Origin of the sequence: Amycolatopsis echigonensis, from assembly GCF_002846615.1 — a bacterium.
GTDB lineage: Bacteria > Actinomycetota > Actinomycetes > Mycobacteriales > Pseudonocardiaceae > Amycolatopsis > Amycolatopsis echigonensis.
In genome coordinates this window covers 5,654,800-5,674,662 of record NZ_PJMY01000003.1, presented here as the reverse complement: position 1 = coordinate 5,674,662, position 19,863 = coordinate 5,654,800, and the positions used below count along the sequence as shown (strand labels likewise).

The 19,863-nt window shown below is 65.9% G+C and carries 19 protein-coding genes; 5 read left to right on the top strand and 14 right to left on the bottom strand.

The window, feature by feature from the left end:
* Positions 1 to 847 precede the first annotated feature (847 nt).
* The 12 genes from ATK30_RS31955 to ATK30_RS31890 all read right to left on the bottom strand — a co-directional run bounded on the left by ATK30_RS31955 (position 848) and on the right by ATK30_RS31890 (position 13,674).
* A complete protein-coding gene (locus ATK30_RS31955) occupies positions 848 to 3,928 on the bottom strand; it encodes a BTAD domain-containing putative transcriptional regulator (protein ID WP_158242530.1) in 3,081 nt (1,026 codons plus the stop codon).
* Positions 3,929 to 3,978: 50 nt separating this feature from the next.
* Positions 3,979 to 4,389 (bottom strand): hypothetical protein, encoded by a 411-nt coding sequence (locus tag ATK30_RS44830; protein WP_078870645.1) that lies wholly within the window; start codon positions 4,387 to 4,389, stop codon positions 3,979 to 3,981.
* A gap of 163 nt (positions 4,390 to 4,552) precedes the next feature.
* The gene (locus ATK30_RS44825; protein ID WP_134662601.1) at positions 4,553 to 5,482 is read right to left on the bottom strand and encodes a hypothetical protein; all 930 of its coding nucleotides are present in this window, start codon (positions 5,480 to 5,482) and stop codon (positions 4,553 to 4,555) included.
* A 36-nt stretch (positions 5,483 to 5,518) separates the two neighbouring features.
* Positions 5,519 to 5,965, bottom strand: a complete 447-nt coding sequence (locus ATK30_RS31940; protein ID WP_051172783.1) for a hypothetical protein — start codon at positions 5,963 to 5,965, stop codon at positions 5,519 to 5,521.
* Positions 5,965 to 6,435: a TadE family protein gene (locus ATK30_RS31935; RefSeq protein WP_078870644.1), complete on the bottom strand. Its 471-nt coding sequence runs from the start codon at positions 6,433 to 6,435 to the stop codon at positions 5,965 to 5,967. The genes ATK30_RS31940 and ATK30_RS31935 overlap by 1 nt, the downstream gene beginning before the upstream one ends.
* Entirely contained in the window at positions 6,432 to 6,908 is a 477-nt protein-coding gene (locus tag ATK30_RS31930) for a TadE/TadG family type IV pilus assembly protein (RefSeq protein ID WP_235146976.1), read from the bottom strand. Before ATK30_RS31930 ends, ATK30_RS31935 begins: the two co-directional genes overlap by 4 nt.
* Entirely contained in the window at positions 6,905 to 7,036 is a 132-nt protein-coding gene (locus ATK30_RS46960) for a hypothetical protein (RefSeq protein ID WP_255443401.1), read from the bottom strand. The genes ATK30_RS31930 and ATK30_RS46960 overlap by 4 nt, the downstream gene beginning before the upstream one ends.
* Positions 7,037 to 7,129: 93 nt before the next feature.
* Complete coding sequence (locus ATK30_RS31920) at positions 7,130 to 8,023, bottom strand: type II secretion system F family protein (RefSeq protein ID WP_037817356.1); 894 nt, start codon at positions 8,021 to 8,023, stop codon at positions 7,130 to 7,132.
* Positions 8,020 to 8,925, bottom strand: a complete 906-nt coding sequence (locus tag ATK30_RS31915; RefSeq protein ID WP_199817965.1) for a type II secretion system F family protein — start codon at positions 8,923 to 8,925, stop codon at positions 8,020 to 8,022. The genes ATK30_RS31920 and ATK30_RS31915 overlap by 4 nt, the downstream gene beginning before the upstream one ends.
* Complete coding sequence (locus ATK30_RS31910) at positions 8,922 to 10,598, bottom strand: CpaF family protein (protein WP_341867374.1); 1,677 nt, start codon at positions 10,596 to 10,598, stop codon at positions 8,922 to 8,924. Before ATK30_RS31910 ends, ATK30_RS31915 begins: the two co-directional genes overlap by 4 nt.
* Before the next feature lie 619 nt (positions 10,599 to 11,217).
* A complete protein-coding gene (locus tag ATK30_RS31900; protein WP_037817354.1) occupies positions 11,218 to 11,943 on the bottom strand; it encodes a hypothetical protein in 726 nt (241 codons plus the stop codon).
* Positions 11,944 to 13,116: 1,173 nt separating this feature from the next.
* Complete coding sequence (locus ATK30_RS31890; RefSeq protein ID WP_199817964.1) at positions 13,117 to 13,674, bottom strand: hypothetical protein; 558 nt, start codon at positions 13,672 to 13,674, stop codon at positions 13,117 to 13,119.
* 307 nt (positions 13,675 to 13,981) lie between these two features.
* Between ATK30_RS31890 and ATK30_RS31885 the strand changes: the two genes are divergently transcribed.
* Positions 13,982 to 14,632 (top strand): A24 family peptidase, encoded by a 651-nt coding sequence (locus ATK30_RS31885; RefSeq protein ID WP_051172788.1) that lies wholly within the window; start codon positions 13,982 to 13,984, stop codon positions 14,630 to 14,632.
* A gap of 147 nt (positions 14,633 to 14,779) precedes the next feature.
* On the opposite strand, the gene ATK30_RS31880 is transcribed toward ATK30_RS31885, so the two are convergent.
* Together ATK30_RS31880 and ATK30_RS31875 are read right to left on the bottom strand one after the other, a co-directional pair.
* On the bottom strand, positions 14,780 to 15,310 hold the full coding sequence (locus ATK30_RS31880) for a winged helix-turn-helix transcriptional regulator (protein ID WP_199817963.1): 531 nt from the start codon (positions 15,308 to 15,310) through the stop codon (positions 14,780 to 14,782).
* A gap of 166 nt (positions 15,311 to 15,476) precedes the next feature.
* Positions 15,477 to 16,097, bottom strand: coding sequence for a GGDEF domain-containing protein (locus ATK30_RS31875; protein WP_081685026.1), 621 nt, complete (start codon positions 16,095 to 16,097; stop codon positions 15,477 to 15,479).
* Positions 16,098 to 16,284: 187 nt separating this feature from the next.
* Here ATK30_RS31875 and ATK30_RS31870 point away from each other — a divergent pair, with 187 nt between their 5' ends.
* The 4 genes from ATK30_RS31870 to ATK30_RS31855 all read left to right on the top strand — a co-directional run bounded on the left by ATK30_RS31870 (position 16,285) and on the right by ATK30_RS31855 (position 19,781).
* The gene (locus ATK30_RS31870; RefSeq protein WP_235146979.1) at positions 16,285 to 16,779 is read left to right on the top strand and encodes a helix-turn-helix domain-containing protein; all 495 of its coding nucleotides are present in this window, start codon (positions 16,285 to 16,287) and stop codon (positions 16,777 to 16,779) included.
* A gap of 79 nt (positions 16,780 to 16,858) precedes the next feature.
* Positions 16,859 to 17,413 carry a hypothetical protein gene (locus ATK30_RS31865; RefSeq protein WP_037817345.1) on the top strand — a complete coding sequence of 185 codons (555 nt, stop codon included), beginning with the start codon at positions 16,859 to 16,861 and terminating at the stop codon, positions 17,411 to 17,413.
* Positions 17,410 to 18,555, top strand: a complete 1,146-nt coding sequence (locus ATK30_RS31860) for an MAB_1171c family putative transporter (protein WP_043836227.1) — start codon at positions 17,410 to 17,412, stop codon at positions 18,553 to 18,555. Before ATK30_RS31865 ends, ATK30_RS31860 begins: the two co-directional genes overlap by 4 nt.
* On the top strand, positions 18,552 to 19,781 hold the full coding sequence (locus tag ATK30_RS31855; protein ID WP_051729333.1) for an FAD-dependent monooxygenase: 1,230 nt from the start codon (positions 18,552 to 18,554) through the stop codon (positions 19,779 to 19,781). Before ATK30_RS31860 ends, ATK30_RS31855 begins: the two co-directional genes overlap by 4 nt.
* The last annotated feature ends 82 nt before the right edge of the window (positions 19,782 to 19,863 follow it).

The window sequence follows — 19,863 nt, the reverse complement described above, 5'->3', positions numbered from 1 at the left end:
TCGCGGTTTCCGACTCGAGCCGCTTGCCACTACGCCGCCCACGTGGTTGTCAATGCCTGCGACTCATGTTTTTCGCATCGTTAGACTTTGTCTTGACCGCAAGAAATAGACAGGAACCGCCGCATGATAGTTGAAGACCAAGAAGAAAAATGAGAGGAAGAACTATGAAGGAGCCTAATGATATAGGGAAAGTTACCCACAACAGAACAGAACGCGCGAACGGAGGCAATGCGAGCATCAGACGGCCAACACGCCACCCAAGCCGACTGTTCATGTGCCTGCCGGCACCGAAGTCTGGAGCCACGGTGGCAGGCGCATCGAGCGACCAACCTGCAACAAGTGACGAAGCTCCCCCTTCTTCTCTAGCGAGACCCCGGAAGAGAAACCAGAGAAGAAGGCGGAGAGGAAGTGGGACAGGCAGTCAACGTTCGCCCCAGCGCGGCACGCACTGCATGCTCACATGAGTTACGCGATCTCGCCTAGCATGCGTAGAAACCTACCGAACGCCAAGCCGAGAGGGGCTTAACGTAAACGGCTCCGACAGTGTCGAACATAAGAGGCGGTGGCAACCCCGTTCGCAGCTTACGCTGATTCGTCGGCTTTCAAAACCGCGAGCCCGCACGCAACCACGAGAAATGTCAGTCGCACCCCAGGGTAGGCGCAGATTGTTTCCGCCGGTGGCGTTGTACTCAACGCAGTCGCTGAAGAGCTGCTCTCGAGGCTGGAAGATCCGGTCAGATGGGCGGAGAAGCACAGCGAGCTGATTAAGCGTGTGCAGCGGCGTCGCTGTGGCGCCGAGGACCGGCTAACCAATGTTTGGCCGCGGGACTAGATCAGGATCTGCTGCTCAGCTCGCCTTCCGGTCCCGTAGCTGGCTGCTGTGAAGCCGAAGGAGGGAGTCGGCGAGTCCGACGGTGTCGCGGGCGGGGTGCTGGTCCAGCGTCGCTAACGAGGTGGTCAAGAGACTCAGCGTGCGCTGAATGCTGTCGTACTGTCCGAGCCGGGCCTGGGTCCGCATGAGGTCGCGGTAGATGGCCTCGTTGTAGGGGTCGAGATTTCGGGCCTGTTCAAGCAAGACGAGCGTCTGATCGGGGTCGCCGTCGCCGATCCTGCGGATCAGAGCGCTGAGGGCATCGAGGACGTCCCTGCGGAGTGCTTCGCGGGGACCGTCAATCCAGTCTGCGGAAATGCTGTCAGCAAGGTCGCCCCTGTACAACTCGGCCACGCGTCGCAGCGCCGTGAGGGCCTCGCCCTCGGTGGCTGCGTGGCGACGTATCGCTAACGCGTCGAGCAGTTGCCAGAGATCCACCGTGACTACGGAGCGGTCGAGCGCGTAGTGCCCGTCGTCATTGACGGTGATGTTGGCGATCTCGTTCCGTGTGGCTGTGCGCAGTCCGCGACGCAGCTGGGAAAGGGTTGCATGGAACGAGTTGTAGGGGCGGTCGCCTGGTGCGTTAGGCCAGAGTGCCGCGGTGAGCACTTCGCGACGGCTGCCCTCGGGGTGCAACGCGAGATAGACCAGGATCTCGCGCTGGCGCGGCGCGAGAGATTCGATGAGGTCGGTGGGATCCGGTTCGGTGCGAGTCAAATGCAGTCGGCCGAGCACCTGCAGGCGCAGCGGCGCGGCCTCGCAAGCCCTCGGCTGGACGGAGACGGAGGCCGGTGTCCGCGGCATCAGGCGATCGTCGCCCCCTGACGTGGCACGCTCGCCGCCCTCCGACGTTTCGACTTGCTGCGCTGTGCTCACTGCGTGCGGCGCGGGTTGTGGTTCGCCCTTGGGCTGAAGGTCTGTGAGTTCGTGCGTGGCAGTGCGGGCCGGGGAGGGAACGTCGATCACGACACGCGCTGGCGGGGTTTCGGGCGCGGGTTCGTGTGACTCCGCGGTGACGAACTCATACTTGGTGCAGTGCTCCCGGCTGTCCGCGCTGGCCGCGCGAGTAGCTGCAGTTCGTTCATTGCGCCGGGGATCGTCTTCGGTCTGGGAAACTGAGGTGCTCTTGGTCGCGGGCTGGTCGAAGCCAGCGGGTTCTGCGGCATGGAGCAACGCGAGCAGCTCAGCGGTGTCGGTTCCGGGCAGGGTGAATAAGCGGGTGCCGGCCAGGGCATCGGTCAGGCTCGGGCTGGTCGCTCCGATCGTGCCGTCATCTCGGACCCGGGCGGTGCCGCCGGGGTGCCATTGGCCGAGCAGCACGCCAGCCAGGCCGAAACCTGCGCCGTTGTCGAGGATGGCTTGCATTCGCCGGCCGGTGTCTGGCGTTGGCGATGCGACCAGCACCGCATGCACGGGGCTGTCGTAGGTGCGCGGCGCAAGCTCCTGGTCGGCTTCGTCCTCGTCACGGACGCGTGTCAGGAGTTCTGCTTCCAAGACTGACAGAGCGGCCGGCAGGTCGTCGACGATGCGGAGCCGCGCAGGCACTCGTCGCGATAGGTCGGTTCCGAGCACAGCTTCGGCGTCAGCGGCTGGAATGACCACGATGGCACCTTGGCCGTCGTTCGCGGGCTGCGCGAGCAGGGCGACGATCAGCGCACGTGCAGCGGCGTAGGCACCGGGGCCGATGAGCCCAAGACCGTTACTGCGGGCGAGATCGAGCGCGACGGTCTGTCCCTCGCGGAGGCCGACCGCGGTCGTCTCTTGCGTGGACAGCAGTGCGCGGGCGGTGGCTTGGGCGCGGGCGCGCGTATCGAGGTCAGCCGGCCTCATATCCTGCGAGGCGGGAGAGGTCGCCTCTTCGTCGTGGGGCAACCTTACGGAGTCGTGCGCGATCCGCAGAGCACGTACGACCGGGGCCACGCCCGGATCGTCGGTTTCCACGGTGCCGGGCCGGTAACGGCTGCGGCGGCGCAGGCGCACGCTGATCATTGCGACGGTGATGAGCGCGGCAAGACCCAGGCCGACGAACGCACCGGTAGACAGCGAGATGCCGAGGGCAGGACTCGCTGTCGCAGTGGGAGGAACGGCTTCGGCTGGGGTCCCGGGAGCGGACGATTGTTGCTTTGACGGCGCCTGCGTGTTGGGTTGCTTGTCGGGGCCAGACGCCTGTGGCGGGACGTACGGAGCTGGGGGTGCTACGACAGGTGGCGACGCGGGAGAGCTGGGTGCCAGCACGGGCAGCCGTAGTTGCCAACCTGGTCGGATGAGACTCGGTGTGGTGAATACCGTCCCGTCGGTCTGCGTGGTACCTCGGTTCAGCTTCCAGATCTCCGGCCAGCGATTGCCGTCACCGAGGCAACGTTGCGCGACCCGCCAGAGGCTGTCGTGCACCCCGTGCTCAGGTGACCGCACGGTTTCCAGGCCCCGCGGGGTCGCCGTGGCGGCTCGAGTGTGCACTGCAGCGGTGACGATCCCCGGCCCATCCTCGGCCACGGTCGCCTCCGTCGACGTTTCGACGTGGTGGAGCGCCGTGGCGATTGTCGTGTGTCCGCCTGCGGAAAGCGCGGTCGTGGCAGCCTGGGTCGGCGTGACCGAGGTGGGTGTCCGACTGCTGAGGACGGAGAACACGATCGCTCCGACGAGCACGCCCGCTGCTGTGCGTAGCGGGCCATGGCGGACGTCGTGCGCTGAACGGTGCCAGGGCGTGGAGTGCGCTGTGTGCAAGATTACGGCCAGCACGTCGAACGCGAACCGGGCCCACAAGGGCCACAGCGCACAGGCCAGGACGTCGAGCAGGAACTGTGGTGACATCGGTGTTAGCAGGATGCTCCGGATCTCGTCCCAGGCAGGGATGTGGTCAGGCAATGGCCATCCGATGAAATGAACCAAGGCTGCGGGCAGGCCGACCATCAGAGCAAGCAGGACGACGACCGCGAACAGGGCGCGCATCACACGCCGGAGCACCCGAGCTACGGCGGCGAGGAGCGACCAATAGCAAGGACCAGTGCTGAACGATCGGTCCGTTTGCCGCTGCGCCAGGTCTGATGTTGCGGTCATGACGTGCTCGATTCCTTGGTGGTGCGGGCGATGTCAGGACGGCGCGAAGGTCAGGTCACCGTTGCAGACGTGCCCACCGAACTGGCGCTAGGTACTGCCACCTCTTGACGGGTCGCTGGCGTCTTCGTGGAAGCCGGCCGGTGGTCGGTGCCTGTCTTCGCAGCCGCCGCGCCGGCAGTCGATCGCTTCCGTTTGGCGCGGGATGGCTTCCGGCCATCGAACCATTGAGCCAGATCCGCGGCCGGCACATCAGTGAACTGCGCAAGTTCATCGATGCCAATAACGTCGTTGGCGGCGGCCAGGGTTTCGCCGAGTTCTCTTTCGATTTCGTTCAGCTGGTCGGCGACGCCGGCTCGCCGCTGCGCCAGGTCTCCGATCCGTTTCGCTGTGGCTGCACGCCTTGCGCTACGAGCAGAATCAGCTTCCACGACGCGGCGCTCGATCTCCTCGCTGGTGGCCATTTTCCTCCCCTCTCCGTTGACGCGCCGTACTTCCTGGCTTGACCAGTACGACATGTCGACAACCTCGCTGGCGGTCGATACCAAGGGGCTGCTGTCGCGCGCTCCTGGTCCAGGACAGGTCACTGCGGGCCCTTCTCTCATTGGGCTCTCCCCAGCAACGCGCTCACCGGCCCTGGGCCGATGCCGTGCCCGCAGCAAGTCGCTGCGACGCCACGCTGTTAGACCAGAACGATGCCGGTTGTTCCCATGGAAACTCTCCGGCATCGACCGTGTCGCGGGCGGCCGTGATGTAGGCGAACACTGTCTGCGGCAACGCTTCCGCCGCCTGCGGGAGCCGACGGACATCGCCACGGCCGGGCAGCACTGCGAGGGCAGCCTCTGCGCGGGCGGCCAGCTCGACGTGGCGGAGTTTCCCTTCCCAGGCCCTGACAAGCGCGATGCAGCAGTCCACATGCTGCGCGACCTCGCCGAGGGCGTCGTCGACCTCGGCGATCGCCGCACGGGCATCGGCGGCCAGCTCGCTGGCCGCGTAGTCGGGGTCGGCGGCGAGTTCGTCGGCCACGCGCCGGGCCGTACGAGTGTGGTCCAGCAATTCCAGTGCCTGCCAGACGATGCGGTGCACCTCGCGCGGAACGGCGGGGCCGAGCCAAGCACGAGCCGGGCTGCGGTGGAGTTCGTCCACGCCTGCGATCAGTGCCCGTACCGCAGTATCGGCACCGAGGCCAATGAGATCGCGTCGGCGGACGAAAAACTCTCCCCGCCGGACTTCCAGTCGGCACGACGATGCGTCATGATGTCCGTGCTCGGCGAGCAGCCCTGCGGCGCGCTCCCAGCCGACGATCGCACTAAACCCCACGACCAGGCCACCAACGCAGATCACAGCGACTCCCACCTCCGCTGTCACCGCAACGACCGTCCCCGCGATACCGCCCAGCACGCCGACTACCACCCACGGGCGCAGTGCCGCACACATACGCTCGCGACGCCATCGCGACGGCGCGACATCGGGGTTCAGCAGAATCGCGTCGGGTCCGTCCGGGAACGTAGCCGCGCGCACTGGTGTCGGCGTAGCGCATTGGTTCTGTTGTTTCATCGGAGGTTTCCTTTCGACCGCATCAGAATTCGCTGGCTAGCCGGAGGTGTCGGATATCCCTCGCTGTGGCCGGGCCTGTCCAATCCCTGTGACTGTGATCGAGCCGATTCCCACGAACCCGAGCAGTTGAGTCGATTGGCTGACGGTGACGGTCACTGTGACGGTGTTGTCAGCGACGGACACACTGCCGCCGTGGCCGGTAGCGGCGAGGTACTGGTGCGCCAGAGCGGTTGCTTGGCCGGGAACCAGGCGCAAGGTGCCATTGGAGCGATAGGCAGACAAATCGATGGCTTGCGCTCCGGCGCGGGCAGCTTCTTGGGCCTCACCGATCGCTCGAATTTTGCTTGCCAGGGCCAGACCGCCGTCCAACACCAAGCCGCTGAAGGCGATGACCGCCGTAACCAGCACGACGACGAACGCGGTGACTCGTCCGTCTTCGTCCTCGCGCAGTCGCCGCAGCCACGCCGGCAATGTGGCAAGCATCAGGAACCCCCTGCGTTCGCTGCGACGCCACGGTATGTGTCCACAGGGGACGAGAACGACGCGGAAATCCGGACACTTCCCGGCACGCCGAGAAGTGCAAGGTCCGACAGTCCCACCGTGCACCTGACTTCCACGCTGGCAACGGCACCTGGCCGGAATCCCGCCGTATTGACGGTGACAGCCAGGCCCTGACAGGTGATTCCGGCGTTGGCCAGGGCCGCGGACGCGGTGTTGCGCGCGTCGTTCTGCGCGTTTGTCATGCTGCGGGCGAGAGACGCGGCGCGTGCTGCTTGATGTGCGGCGTCTTCGAGCCGAAGGTTGGCGTCTGCCAATCGTCCGCAGAAGACGACGAACAGCAGCATTATGATCAAAGCCGGAGTAAGCAGTACCAGTTCTGCAGTGGCCGATCCTCGCTCGTCGTCGCGTAGCGAACGCCACCACTGTCCATATCGGTTCTTCTGAGCGCTCACGGCTGTGCTCCGCTGCGGAATCGTTCGACCGGTCCAGCCGCGTCGCCGTCGGCCATCAGCGTCAAGAAGGGAAGGACTTGGATCACGGCACCTTCCACGTGCACGGACGCTCGCTCCGGGCTACGGATTACGGTGACGTGCGGATCACGCAGCGGGCCGCGGCCCAACTGCTGAAGGATCTGATCGGCTGCGTTCTGTCCGCGCGCGGCGGTACCGCCTTGCACGCGTGTGGCCGACAGCGCTTGAGATGCGGCAGCCTGGGCGACGTGGGACGCGTGCATCCATAACGCGAACTGCGCGATCGACATGATGAGCAGCAGCAATAAAGGTGTCGCGAGCACGAGTTCTGCCGTGGCCGCGCCTCGTTCGTCCGCCATGAGTCGACGCAAGCCTGCGCGCGACACCAGTCGCGGCGTCGAAGGCGTCGTCGCGACCGGAGAGCCGGAACCATCGATAGCCATCGTCGAGTTCACATGTGGATGCTGTTGGCCTTGTCGGTGACCACTTTCACCAGCAGCGCGATCACGACCAAGGCCAGCGCGACGAGCGCGGCAGTGACGAGTACGGTTTCAGTGGTGTATCCGCCTTCATCCTCGCGCAAGCGCCGCACGTGCTCCTTGGTGAATGTCCACAACAGAATAATGGGCGTTAACATCATTTTCCTCTCATGAAATGTCCACTGTGGATAGATAAGTCAGAATCCTCCTAGCACTGCGGCCACAGCCGGGTAGCCGATGAACAACAAGAACCCGATGAACAGCACGATCACGGGCAAGCTCATCCGTTCCGTAGCGGCTTGAGCATCGCCTTCGGCATCGGTGAGCTCCCGTGTCCGCAAAGCGGAAGCCTTCGCCTGCAGGGACGCGCGGACGCGGGCGCCCTCAGTGCCCGCAAGGCTGACCGAGGAGGAGAGCTCGGCGAGTTCGCGGACATCGAGTTCATCGCCGAGCGCACGAAGAGTGGCCCACGGAGTAACGCGTGTGACCTTCGCGATGGTCAGCGCACGTCGGATCTGGTTGAACGAGCGGCCACGTCCGACTGTGGCGGCATCGGTGAGCGCGCCTTCCACTCCAGCACCTCCGGCGAGGGTGACCCGGATCAGGTTGAGATAGGCGCTCAGCGCGAGACGGAAGTCAGCACGACGACGGGCGGCATCGCGCCGAACCGTGATGTCCGGCAGCAGAAAGCCCATGAACGCTACGAGCAGGCTCGCGATCAGCGATGCCTCCCAGGCCAAGGGCATACCCAGCAGGGCTACTGCGATCGAGACGAGGGTCGGCAGAAGCAGTCCTGCGATCGCGAGTGCTGCTTTGTCGGCCAAGTGGGAGGGAACGGGTTTACCGGTGATAGCGAGGTCTCTGCGCAGGCTGGGGCTGGGCAGACCGAGTGCGGTCAGCAGCCTGACGAACGGCTTCCCCAGCGTGGCCGCCCATCCGGGCCGTTCCTGCGGCGTGATCGGTGGTGGCGCTGGCGTGTTATCAAGTTGCCTCAGTAGCGAGGCCAGTCCGGGGCGCGGCGGCACTGCCCACACGAAGATGGCCCAAATGCCCAGCCCGAACCCAACACCGATTACCAGCGCGGTGATCATGCTTGCACCTCCTCGGCAGACGCCGTTGCTCCGTCGTGGCTGTGCAGTGCGTCTAGGCCGGTCAGGAATCGGTCTGGGGTTTGGTAACGAGCCATGCGTGCGAGCCACAGGAAGGACAAGGTGAATAGCGCTCCGACCACGGCGAGCACGATCTGTCCGAGAGCGGAGTCGAAGGGAGCGAGGTAGCCGCGGTTGAGCACGGTCAGCCCCGTGGCGAATGCCATCGTGACGCCGACGATCATCCGGACGCTGGTCCGGGTGCGAGCGCGGCCGGCTTCGACCCGCAGCCGCATGGACACCTGCTCACGGGTCTCGGTCGCGAGTTCGCCGAGCAGCTCGGCCAGCTGGCGAGCTTGCTTCTCGGAGGCCAGAACGAGAGCACTGATGAGCAAGTCCGCCGTCGGATCGGCGAGCTGGTCGGCCAGGTGCCGGAGGCTGCGAGCGAGCCGGTCGCCGCGTTCGAGGCGGAACGTCAGCTCGTGAATCTCCGGGCGAATCGCCTCGGGCACGGTTTCTGCGGTGGCGACTATGGCTTGCTCCAACCCTGCCGCCGCGGCGAGAGTGTCGCGCAACATCTCGCTCCACGAAGCGATCGCTTCGATGCGCGCCACAGCTCGGGCGTGCTGCTTGTTCGAGCCGAGCACACGCGGCAGGCCCCAGGTCGCCATCGCCGCAAGGACGCCGCCGACGAGCCATCCTGTGCCAATGGCGACCATGATGCCCGCGGCCCCGGCCGCGAGCAGCCACCGCGCCCGGAGTGGATCGCGTCCGGTCTCTCCGCTGTTGCGTCCACCCCACCGGGGCCAGCGCATGGTGATGCCCCGCCAGCCGGCCGCAATCAGCAGCAGGCCGAGTCCGACACCAGTGCCGAGCAGCCCCATCAGCGCGGTGGTGGTGTTCACGGCTTCCACCACCCTTCCGCCCGGTCCAGCAGATCCGGGTCGAAGCCCGCGTCGATGAGCTCATCGACTGTGGCCGTGCGCAGCGGGACACCCGGAATCGCGCGGAGGTCAACTGCTGGACGCCACACCTCGTTCGAGATCACTTGAGTGCCGTCCGCGCCGACGACTTCGCGGATCGAGGACACGACTCGTTTGCTGTCCGCACCTCGCGGTTTCTCCAGGTGGACCACGAAATGCAGCGCAGAAGCGACCAACAGGTTCGTGGCTTCCAGCGACAGGCGTTCAGGCCCTTGGACCGCGTAGGCGGCGAGTTTCGTGAACACACCACTGGACAGGGACGAATGGAGCGTGCCCATCGAGCCGTCGTTGCCCATGGACATGGCGTTGGTGAGGGGGATGACGACCGGCCCGCGGACCTCGCCGACGATGACCCGGTCCGGGCTCATCCGCAACGACTGCCACACCAGCTCGGACTGTGAAATCTCGCCCTGGCCTTCGACGTTGGCTTCGCGGGCCTGCATCGCGACCACATCCGGGTGGCCGGGATCGTGATCCAGCCCCAGTTCGAAGACATCCTCGATGGTGACCAGACGCTCGTGCGGCGGGATCGCCGAGGCCAGCGCCCTCAGGAGGGTCGTCTTGCCAATCGCGACGCCACCGGTCACGAGTACGTTCTTGCGAGCCCGCACCATCGCGCCGAGAAAGTTCTCCAGCGCCAGGTCGAGCGTTCCGTTCTCCCTCAGTTCCCGCAACGTCACCCGGGCGAACCGATGGTGCCGGATCGACAGCGACGGCCTGGCGGTCACTGCCATCACTGCCGACGCGCGTTCCCCGCCAGGCAGGGAGAAGTTGACGATCGGACTGCCGCGGTCGAAGCGCCGTTCCTCCACGCCGGAGCGTGCGGCGAGGTCGCGGATCAGCTCTACGAGTTCGGCATCCGAGCCGGTAATCGGAGCCAGGCGTTCCCGCCTGCCCGAGGCGTAGCGGACGAATACCCGGTCTCCGTTGATGTTGACGTTCTCGATGTCCGGGTTGGCGAGCAGCGGCTCGAGGCCGGCCATGCCGAAAATCTCGTCCAACACGGCGGAAAGAACGCGACGCTCGACGTCCTGCGGCACCACTGCTCCACCGGTGTCGAGTTCGTGCTGCGCTTGCTTTTCTGCGGCATCAGCAAGAATCGCTTGAGCCATCCGGCGCCGTTCGCCCGCTTCCAGCGCGGGTCGGCCGGCATCGTCGTCAGCCTGGATGCGCGAGGACAACTGCTGAGACAATTCGCGGCGAAGACGAACACGCAGCCGCTCCATTGCCGCGGCCACGTGAGGATCGACGCCGGGAACACTCGCTGGCCCTGGAACGGAGGACGTGGACGGTGCCAGATCTGGTCGCATGACCGCACCGTTACGGGAAGCACGCTGGCCGGGTTGGATGTGTGGCGAGGTCATGGGCGCGTCCCGTCCGCCGACGACTGCCATTGCTGCGGAGGCTGCGGCGTGCCGACTGGCACATCGGGCTGATTTGCTGGTGCTGCGGCGGCCAGATGCCCGCCGACCCGAGGTGACGCGCTCGGCGCGCCATGCGGACGGTGCATGAAGCCGAGCCCACTCGCTAGCCGCAATGCCGCACGCCCCAGTGCTGAGTGGTCGGGACTCGGCCCGCTTCGGCGGTACCCGCACAGCACTGCGGCTCCCTTGGGATCGTGGGGAATCCTGTCCAAGACCCCGATGTGGAGTTCGTGCTCGACCTCGGTCGTGGGGTAGCCGTCACCGACCAGTACAAAGCCTGGTCGTGGATTCCAGGTTGCGGCGGTCCGGATCTTGCTAGCGACATGAGACAGCTCGTCGTCGCGGGCATGGGCAAAAAGCACCATCGCATCTGCAGCTCGGATGATCGGCAGCGTCGTCGAACCCGGGTCTACTCGGCCACAGTCGGCCAGGACCACCACGCCTGGCTGATCGCCCGCAGCGCGCAAGACCGATGTTCCCCGCGGTGCCAGAATGCCTAAGGCAGCGCGAGCTTGCTCCGCCCCAACCGGACCGGCGACAACTGTTAGGCCAGCGGGTAGCCGTTGGACGTGCTGCCACAGGACCGATGCTTCCATGCTCTTGCGTGCCGCGGCAGCCAAGCTCACCAGCCCCGGCGTCGAGGGCAATCGGAACCGCGCAGCCAGGTCACCGCCTGCAGGATCGCACTCGACTACGACCGGGGTCTGCTCGGCCGGCCACCGCGCTGCCAACGCGAGAGCGGTAGTCGTCACCCCAGGCGATCCCTTCAGGGAACACAGCGCAATCAACATCAGCCGCCGCCTCCGCTCAACGCGACGAGACTGATCTGACCCGCCGGAGCTGCAGCGAGCTGGCGTGCGTTCGCCTCCGGCAGTTGCAACGACACGACCGTGCTTTGCTGGTCCGCTCCAGCGCAGACGTCGCTCACCGTCGCAGTCCACTGCGCGAGCGGGGGCGCGACCTGCCCGGCGGTGCTCGGCGTCCCTGTCGCAGCTGCACCAGGTGACACCAGTACAGCGACCCGCGCACCGGGTGCGAGCGCTGGCGGGAACTGCCCGGCCTTCAGCGCCACTGCGGCGACCGCCTGGCCGGCAACCGGGATCGCGGGCGGCCCCAGCGAACCACGGGTCAGCAGCGCTCCAGCAGGCAAGCTGAACGCCACCGGGCGGCCGACCACAGTGGACGATTCTGCGGCCGGTACCGCGTCGAGTCCGACATCGGAGGAAACGGACAGCTGCCGGAAGTCCTGTCCGGACAATAGATGACCAACGGTCACCGGACGAGCCAACACCAGGACCGGCTGGCGGTTATCAAGCTGCATGGACACGATCACCGCCGCCGCTGCGCAAGCAATCACTAGTACGACGCCGAGCAGCAGGTACGGAACCCGGCGTGAGGGGCGAACGGTCTTCCAGCGCGACGGCGGCTCCTGTTTGCCGCTTCGCTGTGCCCAGGCGTCCGGCGGCGCGGTCGCCCTGTCAGCGGTGTCCGGGTGGGTCGAGACGGACGTGCTCATGGCCAGCCTCCCTTCTGGTTTCGGGCATGGGCCACCGCGCCGCGACGCCGTCTGCTGCGCGGTGGCTACACGGATTGAGTTCTGTGGTTGTCAGCGCAGGGGCTGCGCCCCATGCGAATCACCGTCTGCCGGTGTTCAGCGCCTGGCTTTCCGCTACCCGGAACGCCGCATTGGCTGCAGTCGTCATGTCAGGAAAGGTTCCGGATTGGTCGGCCCCAGACCATGAGATCGACCAGTGCACGGTGGCTGTCACCGGGTACGCGTTGTTCGGTTGCCCAGCCGAAGACGTCCGGTAGGTGTGCCCGCAATCCGGCGACGCCGCCTTCGGATCGCCTCCAGCCGGGAACGGAGTCCCGCCGTTTTCGCACGTCACTGTCGATCCGTCGCCCATGGACCACACGAGCGAAGTCGGCTTCGCGATCGCAGTCACTGAGACGCCGGGGACAGCGGCCGTGGCCGATTGCTGATCCCAACCGCTCGACAGCCACAACCACGTCGGCAGGGTCACCAGTTGGTCTCCGCGCGGGTTCGCCGCGATCGACGGGCTCGGCAACCGAAGCTGGCTGCGCGCCGCCTGCGCCAATTCTGCGGGCGACGGCGGCGGCACCGGCCCAGGTGCAGGTGCTCGTCCGTCGGGAATCCAGATCGGCGTCCGGTACAACGCGTCTGAGAAACCAGGACCGGAGCACTTGTACAGGTACCACGCGCCTGGCCCCTGACCCGGCTGTGCTTGCGCCGGCCAAGACCGCGCGACGGTGAGCGCCAACGGTGCAGTCCGTAGGCTCGCCGGGCGGAAGACTGCGGGCTGAACCTCAGTGCCTCGGTCATGGGTGGATGGCCGGTACGCGGCCGTGATGGTTCCTCCTGCCGGGGGCTGGTAATCCGAACGCTGGTATCCGCAGTCAGCGGTCTTATCGCTCGGTCCGATGACGCGGTCCCCGGCATCCGGCCGGTCGTCGCCCTGGTTGCCACCCCGCGGCTTCGGCTTCTTGCCAGGCGCCGACGGGACGCGCCCACGACCGCCGTCGGTGCCGCCTTGGCCCGCGCCGAGCTGGCACGCCGGGGACGGAGTCTGCTGGCAGTCCGCCGATCCCCAAGGACCGCCCGCCAGCGCCGGGGCTGCTCCTGCGAGCACCAGCGATCCCGTCGTTCCAGCGATCAGCGCGATTTTCCTCAGCATGATCCGACCTTGTGGATTCCGAAGTCGGTCACACGCCATGTGCCGTCTTGCTGCCGCTCGACAACGGCGTTGATCTGCCGGCGCCCGCTAGGGCCGTCGTTGGCCAACTGCCCGTTGTCCGCGCGATAGTGCTGCCAGTTGCTGTCGTCGCCGCAGTCGGCGACGATCACCTTTATCGGGGCCGAGGGTGGCTCGACGGACGACACCGTAGGTGAATTCTTGGGCTGTCCCTTGGTAACCAGGCCGTTTGCCTTGTCCGCGTATAGGCCGCGGGTGATGTTGGTCAGGGCGGTGGCAGTGGCGTGCTGCCCCAACCGCGCGTCCTGCCAGTTTGATGTCTCTGCCGCGACGGCCATGTCTTTCCACATCCCCAGATATGCCGAGATCGCACCCTTGCGCGCGACGTCCGCCGGTGATGTCGATGCCGGCGGTGCGCTCGCCGACGAAGACGCCTGAGCGGAATCCGCGGAGCTGGCAGGAGCAGGGTCAGACGGCGAGCCCGAGCTGCATCCAGCCGCCAGTACGGCGACAACGAAGCTCGACAGCGTCATTGCTGACCGGCACGTCCTTGTAGAGACCACTGACTCCACCCCTCACTCCACTCACCCGAACCGTTAATGGGTGCCTAGATCAGGTCTACCCCGTGATCCCATACCGACTGCAAGGTGTGAAAGCACCAACCGGAAGCCGGGATGGCAATTCCGCCCAATATTCACCTACTTGGCGTAAATTTTGGCGCGATTCCTCACCGTCGAGCAGCAAGTCTGGTAGTGCTGAAATGGCCTGTACCGAACCATTCGGCCGCCTCCTGAACCGCCAGAGTCCAAACATGACGAATTTTCGCAGAATGTGATTCTTATGCAGACCGCTACGGTCCTGGGCTGGGCGCTTGTCGGCGCAGCACTCGCAGTGGCTCTGCGCCCGTTCGTCGTCCGATATGCCGCCGCGACCGAGCCGGCTGCAGGACCGCCACCCTACGGTGTTCTCGAAGCCGCGACAGCCGTCGTGTTCGCCGCGCTCGCGTACCGCTTCGGCCAGTCCCTGGAATTGCTCGCGTACAGCAGCCTTGGCGGATTCGGCATACCCCTGGCGACAGTCGACCTGATCGCGCGCAAGCTGCCGAACATGCTTCTCGGCGGGGCAACCGGCGTTCTCGGAATCGCACTGGGGGCGGACGCTGCCCTCAACGCGCACGGAGGCGACCTGACTCGGGCAGCCATAGCTGCGGCCATCGCCCTGGTGGCCCACGGAGCCCTGTATGCCGCGGGCATGATCGGCGGAGGCGATCTGAAGCTGGCCGGGCTGCTCGGGGCTGCACTCGGCTGGATCAGCTGGGAAGCGACCTGGCTCGGCCTCTCGGCGGGCTGGCTCCTCGGAGGTATCACCATTGGAGTCGCGAGAATCGTGAAGAGTCGCGGAGCAATTCGGGATATCCCGCTCGGACCGTTCCTGTTAGCTGGAACTCTGTTATGCGTCGCGCTTTCCGGGTTTTGGCCTACTGCGCATTGACTGTTTTGACGCTTTTACCTGCTCTCGCGTGCCCGATGACATGCGGTTTCGGACTGACACGGGACGGAGCCCGACCATGCCGCCGCTCGTCGGCCACCGACTCTTGCAGCGCGGGAGAACCTTGCGACCTTCAGCGCTCGCTGTCGCCTAGGCTGTGCATCGTCGTTCACGGGAACGTCGGATGAGGTCAGCATGCTTGGTCGCCCAAGCGACCATCGGCATCATCGCGTCGAGAGCTTCAGCTGTCGCGGGGCTTAACGAGTACTGCACAGAAGGCGGGAACGCCGTGGACTCCTGGCGGCGAATGATCAATCCGTCAGCAGTCATTGTCTTGAGCGTGCGCGCGAGGACGCTTTCATGCAGAGTGCGGCGGCGCCCCTGAGCCTGTCCTGCGTCGGACAAGGTCCTGATCGTGTCGAGAAGCTCTGTGTAGTGTTTTGGCCCGGTGGCGAGAGCGACGATGACCGCGTGCATCCAGTCACCGCTGAAGAGCCGCTTCACATCCGACAGCTTGCGCAGCTGTTCGGCCTCCCAGCCCTCACGCCAGGCATCATCGTGCGGGACGCAAGCCGGAGCGTTCGCGTCACCGCGAGCCAGTCGGCAGTGCTTCACAGAGGACCGCATGGTGCGGCCGCGCACCAATTGGTTTTGTCCTGCCCGGTTCGACAGCTCGGTCATCGCTTCCTCCCGGCGGCTAGATCGCATATTCGATGACGGGCTTGCCCGTTCGTGCAGCCGGCCGGGAAGGGAGATCAGACCGCAGAACGCGCAACGTCCATAGAGCGAGCGTAGGCCCCTTCGAGCTGATCTTCAACTGTCAAAAAGACGCAGGCACGGTGAACTCTTACCTGAGTCTGGCGCAGCACGTGCCTCTCGGCAGGCCGCGGTCTCCCGCTATCAGCACGCGGTCCTTGCCGAACCGCTTTGCGCGCAACAGGTTTGAGTCCGCACGCCGGAAAAGGTCTGCAAGGTCGACGCCGCCGCGGAGGTTCAGGGCGACGCCGCCGACTGACGCGGCGAGGCCCTTGATGACCACCCGGCTGCCATCCGCCGACAGCACCTCGACGACCGCACTCCGTATTCGCCCGCAGATCCGTTCCGCGATCGCCTTCGCACACGCCTGGTCGGCACCGACAAGGAGCGCCATGAATTCGTCGCCGCCATACCGACCGACAATGTCCTCGCGGCGCACCGCGGCCGCGACCGTCGCGGCGACAACGCGAAGGACGGCATCGCCGGCGGGGTGGCCGTATCGGTCGTTGACAGCTTTGAAACGGTCAAGGTCGAGGATGAGCAGCGCGATGGAACGATCGAACAGCCCGCCGAGCGCTGACATGGCCCGGACGTCCCACCCTTCCCGGTTGAGCAGTCCGGTGTACTTGTCGATGCCCCACGAGCCGAGCGGCTGTCCGCATGCGGAGCAGCACTGGCCATGCCCAGCAACGGACGCCGAGGTAGATGCCATTGTCGATCTTCCTCCGAACGAGTGGCTTTGACTGACGTGAAGGCGTCGAGTTCGCTACCGTTGTTCTGGAGTTGAAATGACTATGGCCGCGAGTTTAGGCTGGTCGCGCGGACGAGTTCAACCAACATCAGGAGCACCACTCGTTCGGGTGTTCACCTGAGTGAAAGCAGTCGGGGTTGGAGGTCGCATGGCCACGCCGGCGTATCCGGACGGGCATCTTCCGGCGAGCCTGCCGGACAACTTCGCGGAGATCCTTGCCGCGAGATTGAACCGGCTGTTCGCGACGATGAAACCGCGCAGCGGCCAGGAGTACACCAACGACTTCGTCGCAGCGGAGATCAGCGCCACGGGCGTCGGGATCTCGGGGAGCTACATCTGGCACCTGCGCAAGGCGCGTAAGGACAACCCGACATTGCGCCACCTTTACGCCCTGGCAGCGTTCTTCGGCGTGCCGGCGTCGTACTTCTTCGACGACACGGTGACTGACCGGGTCGACGAACAGCTGCAGAAGCTGCAGGCCGCACAAGAGAGCCTGACCGCGATCGCGAACACAAGCGAGGCCAAGCTGATCGCGATGCGCGCAGACGCGCTTTCGCCCGAGCGGCGGCGTCTGGTGATGGACCTGCTCGACGTGGTCTATCGCGACGAGCAGGCCGAGCGAGGTCAATCACCAACGGGGTGAACACGGTGGAAGGCTCCGGAACAGTCCGGCACCGTTGTCGTAGGTGCCGTCTCGTCCTGAGCTTGGAGGGAGGGAGCAGGTGACGTCTGAACGGCAGCTGCGCCGTCGCTGCCGGCAGCTCTTGACCGACCTCGACATCCAACCTCCGTTGGATGTCGCCGAACTGTGCCGCCGTGTCGGGATCCAGCGCGGCAAGCCGATCAGGTTGCGGGCGCACCCGATCCCAGTCCCCGGCCCCTTCGGAGCCTGGATCTCCGCGGCATCAGCCGATTACATCTTCTACCAACAGGAAACGAGCAAGCCGCACCAAGACCACATCATCCTGCACGAACTTGGCCACATGCTGGCCGGGCACGACAGCGGTGAACCCGACAACACGCTGCTCGCAGAGCTGTACCCGGACTCGTCGACCGAGTCTCTGCGCACCGAGTACCCCGACCTTGCACCGGACGCGGTCCGGCGCGCACTCCGCCGCACCTCTTACGACACCGTCCAGGAATACGAGGCAGAAACCGTCGCCACCATCATCCTGGAATGGGCGTCTGTCCTCGACCGTGTCTGGACACCCGCCGCGCGCAGCAACACGGCACACCGGATAGAAACCGCGTTGAGCGACCGGCTGGGGTGGCTGTGACCTACCTCGTCCTCGCCTACGGCATCGCCGCCACCGCGGTGCTGGCCTGGCTGGGCTTGCGACTGAGCCGGACACCACAGAACCTTCCGCTGCGCGCCCTCACCGGGCTCGCGGCCTGCCTCGCTATCGCCTTCCCCTTCGGCCTCGCCGCCGACCGCGAGGCGACCGTGGTCGGACTCCCGCCGATGATGTCCCGCCTGATTCAGCACGGCGCACTGCTGATTGGGGTGACGTGCCTCGTTTTCTTCTTCCTCTTCTCTGCTCTCGAACAGCACAAGGCGTGGCCGCGAGCGCGCCGCTTCGCCGTGCCGCTCGTCGCGGCCGAAGCCATCTTGGTCGTCACGGCGGCACTCGCCCCTCCCAGCGTCCACAGCAGTTCATCGCCCGCGGGCGCGGTGTTCACCATCACTGCGGACCTGTATCTGGCCTTTGGCTTCGCCACAGCGTTCCTCTGGGCACGCCGCTACGCTCGCGAAGCCAACCCACGGCTCGCGCGCGGCTTGAAAATCGCTTCAGTCGGGCTCGCGGCAATCGTGGTCGCGAACTGCGTGTTCATCCCGGAGATCATCCTGCGCTGGGCAGGTGCATCGTCCCCCTCCGCGCTGGCTGAGACCAGCGGTGCCGCCGCCACCGTTCTCGGCGCGATAGCCGCAGCCGTCTTCCTTCTCCCGGGCGTGGTCATCTTCCTGGCCGGCATCATTTATCCCGCCGCAGCGATGCGCGTCACCGCCCTTCGGGTCTGGGCAGGCCACCGTCGCGTCTACCGCCAGCTCGGTCCATTGTGGACGATTCTGCACAAACACTTTCCCGACGACGAGCTGCGACGGGTCACCCCGAATCCTTGGCGCGACGTATTCCGGCTCCGCGGCATACACCGGCGCTACTACCGTCGTGTCGTGGAGTGCCGCGACGGCCTGGTACGCATCAGCCCGCACCTGCCGTCTCGCGTCCGCGAAGACAACCACCGCTACGAGGATCTCGCGCGCTCGCTGAAGCACGCGCTCGCCGCTCGGGCTGCGGGCCAGCCGGCCCGGTCGAGCCACGCGATGCCAGTCGTCGTCGCGACCGCGGATGGCCTCGACGCGGATGTCCGCGAACTCGTGTCCCTCTCGCTTGCCATGACTTCGACAGGAGACAAATGACCACGGCCTTGATCATCGGCGGGGGAATCGCCGGGCCCGTCACGGGGATGGCGCTGCAGAAAGCCGGGATCGACTCGACAATCTACGAGGCGTACCCGACCAGCGCGGACGGAGTCGGCGCGTTTCTCAGCATCATGCACAACGGACTCGACGCTCTCGCCGCCGTCGACGCGGCGGACGTCGTGCGCGAAAATTCGTTCCCCGCCAGCAAGGTTGAATTCTTCAACCACCGCGGCACTCGGCTCGGTGAAGCCCCAATCGGCGGGTCCGCTGGCGACCGCGGACCGCGAATGATCAAACGGTCCACGCTCTACCGCGAGCTCCTCGACGAAGCCAGCCGCCGCGGCGTCACCGTCCACCACGGCAAACGCCTCACCCACGCGACCACCACACCCGGCGATCCAGTCACCGCGGAATTCGCCGATGGCACCGAAGCGGAGGGCGATCTGCTGATCGGAGCGGACGGCATCCATTCCGTCACTCGCGCGCTCATCGACCCAGCTGCTCCGAAACCGCGCTATACCGGAGTCATCACGGTCTGCGGATACGCGAGCCACGCTCCGGCCACGACCGAACCCGGCACCTTTCGGATGACCTACGGCCGCAAGGTATTCTTCGCCTACCTCACCGCACCGGACGGTCAGACCTGGTGGTTCGCCAACCTCCCCCACCACAGCGCCGAACTCACCAAAGAACAACTCGCCAGCACCACCTCCGAGGAATGGCAACAGCGTGTCGCCGGACTCCTCGCACGCGACCGGACACCAGCTGCCGACATCGTCCGGGCCAGCGACAGGAGCATCACCGGTGCCAACGGCTACGACATCGCGACTACACCCACCTGGCACACCGGAGCGACAATCATCATCGGCGATGCCGCCCATGTCTCCGCACCCAATGCCGGCCACGGCGCCTCCATGGCGATCGAAGACGGCGTCATCCTCGCCCAATGTCTGCGCGATCTACCTGCTGCACAAGCCTTTAGCGCCTACGAACGCATTCGCCGCCCCCGCGTCGAACGGGTCGTCGCTACCAGTGCTCGCATGGGCGGCAACGCAACTCCCGGCCCCGTCAAACGGATGATCCGAGACGCCGTCCTCCCCCGGAAACTGAAGAAAGGGCCGCGCAACACCGCGTCCTGGCTCACTGACCACCACGTTGACTGGAATCAGTCCATCAGGCAACCAGACGACACCCGGGTCGAAACGCCGCCGCACCGTTCCTGAACGACGCTCGAGTTCATCAGCGACGCCGACGGCCGCCCATTCGTCTCCGCGCGGTTCACCGTTCCAGGCCGTTGACTGCCGT

Excerpts from the sequence above, each read along its gene's own strand:
- ATK30_RS31955 (WP_158242530.1), bottom strand. The coding sequence starts at position 3,928 with ATGACCGCAACATCAGACCTGGCGCAGCGGCAAACGGACCGATCGTTC.
- ATK30_RS44830 (WP_078870645.1), bottom strand. The coding sequence starts at position 4,389 with ATGGCCACCAGCGAGGAGATCGAGCGCCGCGTCGTGGAAGCTGATTCT.
- ATK30_RS44825 (WP_134662601.1), bottom strand. The coding sequence starts at position 5,482 with ATGAAACAACAGAACCAATGCGCTACGCCGACACCAGTGCGCGCGGCT.
- ATK30_RS31940 (WP_051172783.1), bottom strand. The coding sequence starts at position 5,965 with ATGCTTGCCACATTGCCGGCGTGGCTGCGGCGACTGCGCGAGGACGAA.
- ATK30_RS31920 (WP_037817356.1), bottom strand. The coding sequence starts at position 8,023 with ATGATCACCGCGCTGGTAATCGGTGTTGGGTTCGGGCTGGGCATTTGG.
- ATK30_RS31900 (WP_037817354.1), bottom strand. The coding sequence starts at position 11,943 with ATGAGCACGTCCGTCTCGACCCACCCGGACACCGCTGACAGGGCGACC.
- ATK30_RS31890 (WP_199817964.1), bottom strand. The coding sequence starts at position 13,674 with ATGACGCTGTCGAGCTTCGTTGTCGCCGTACTGGCGGCTGGATGCAGC.
- ATK30_RS31885 (WP_051172788.1), top strand. The coding sequence starts at position 13,982 with ATGCAGACCGCTACGGTCCTGGGCTGGGCGCTTGTCGGCGCAGCACTC.
- ATK30_RS31880 (WP_199817963.1), bottom strand. The coding sequence starts at position 15,310 with ATGACCGAGCTGTCGAACCGGGCAGGACAAAACCAATTGGTGCGCGGC.
- ATK30_RS31875 (WP_081685026.1), bottom strand. The coding sequence starts at position 16,097 with ATGGCATCTACCTCGGCGTCCGTTGCTGGGCATGGCCAGTGCTGCTCC.
- ATK30_RS31870 (WP_235146979.1), top strand. The coding sequence starts at position 16,285 with ATGGCCACGCCGGCGTATCCGGACGGGCATCTTCCGGCGAGCCTGCCG.
- ATK30_RS31855 (WP_051729333.1), top strand. The coding sequence starts at position 18,552 with ATGACCACGGCCTTGATCATCGGCGGGGGAATCGCCGGGCCCGTCACG.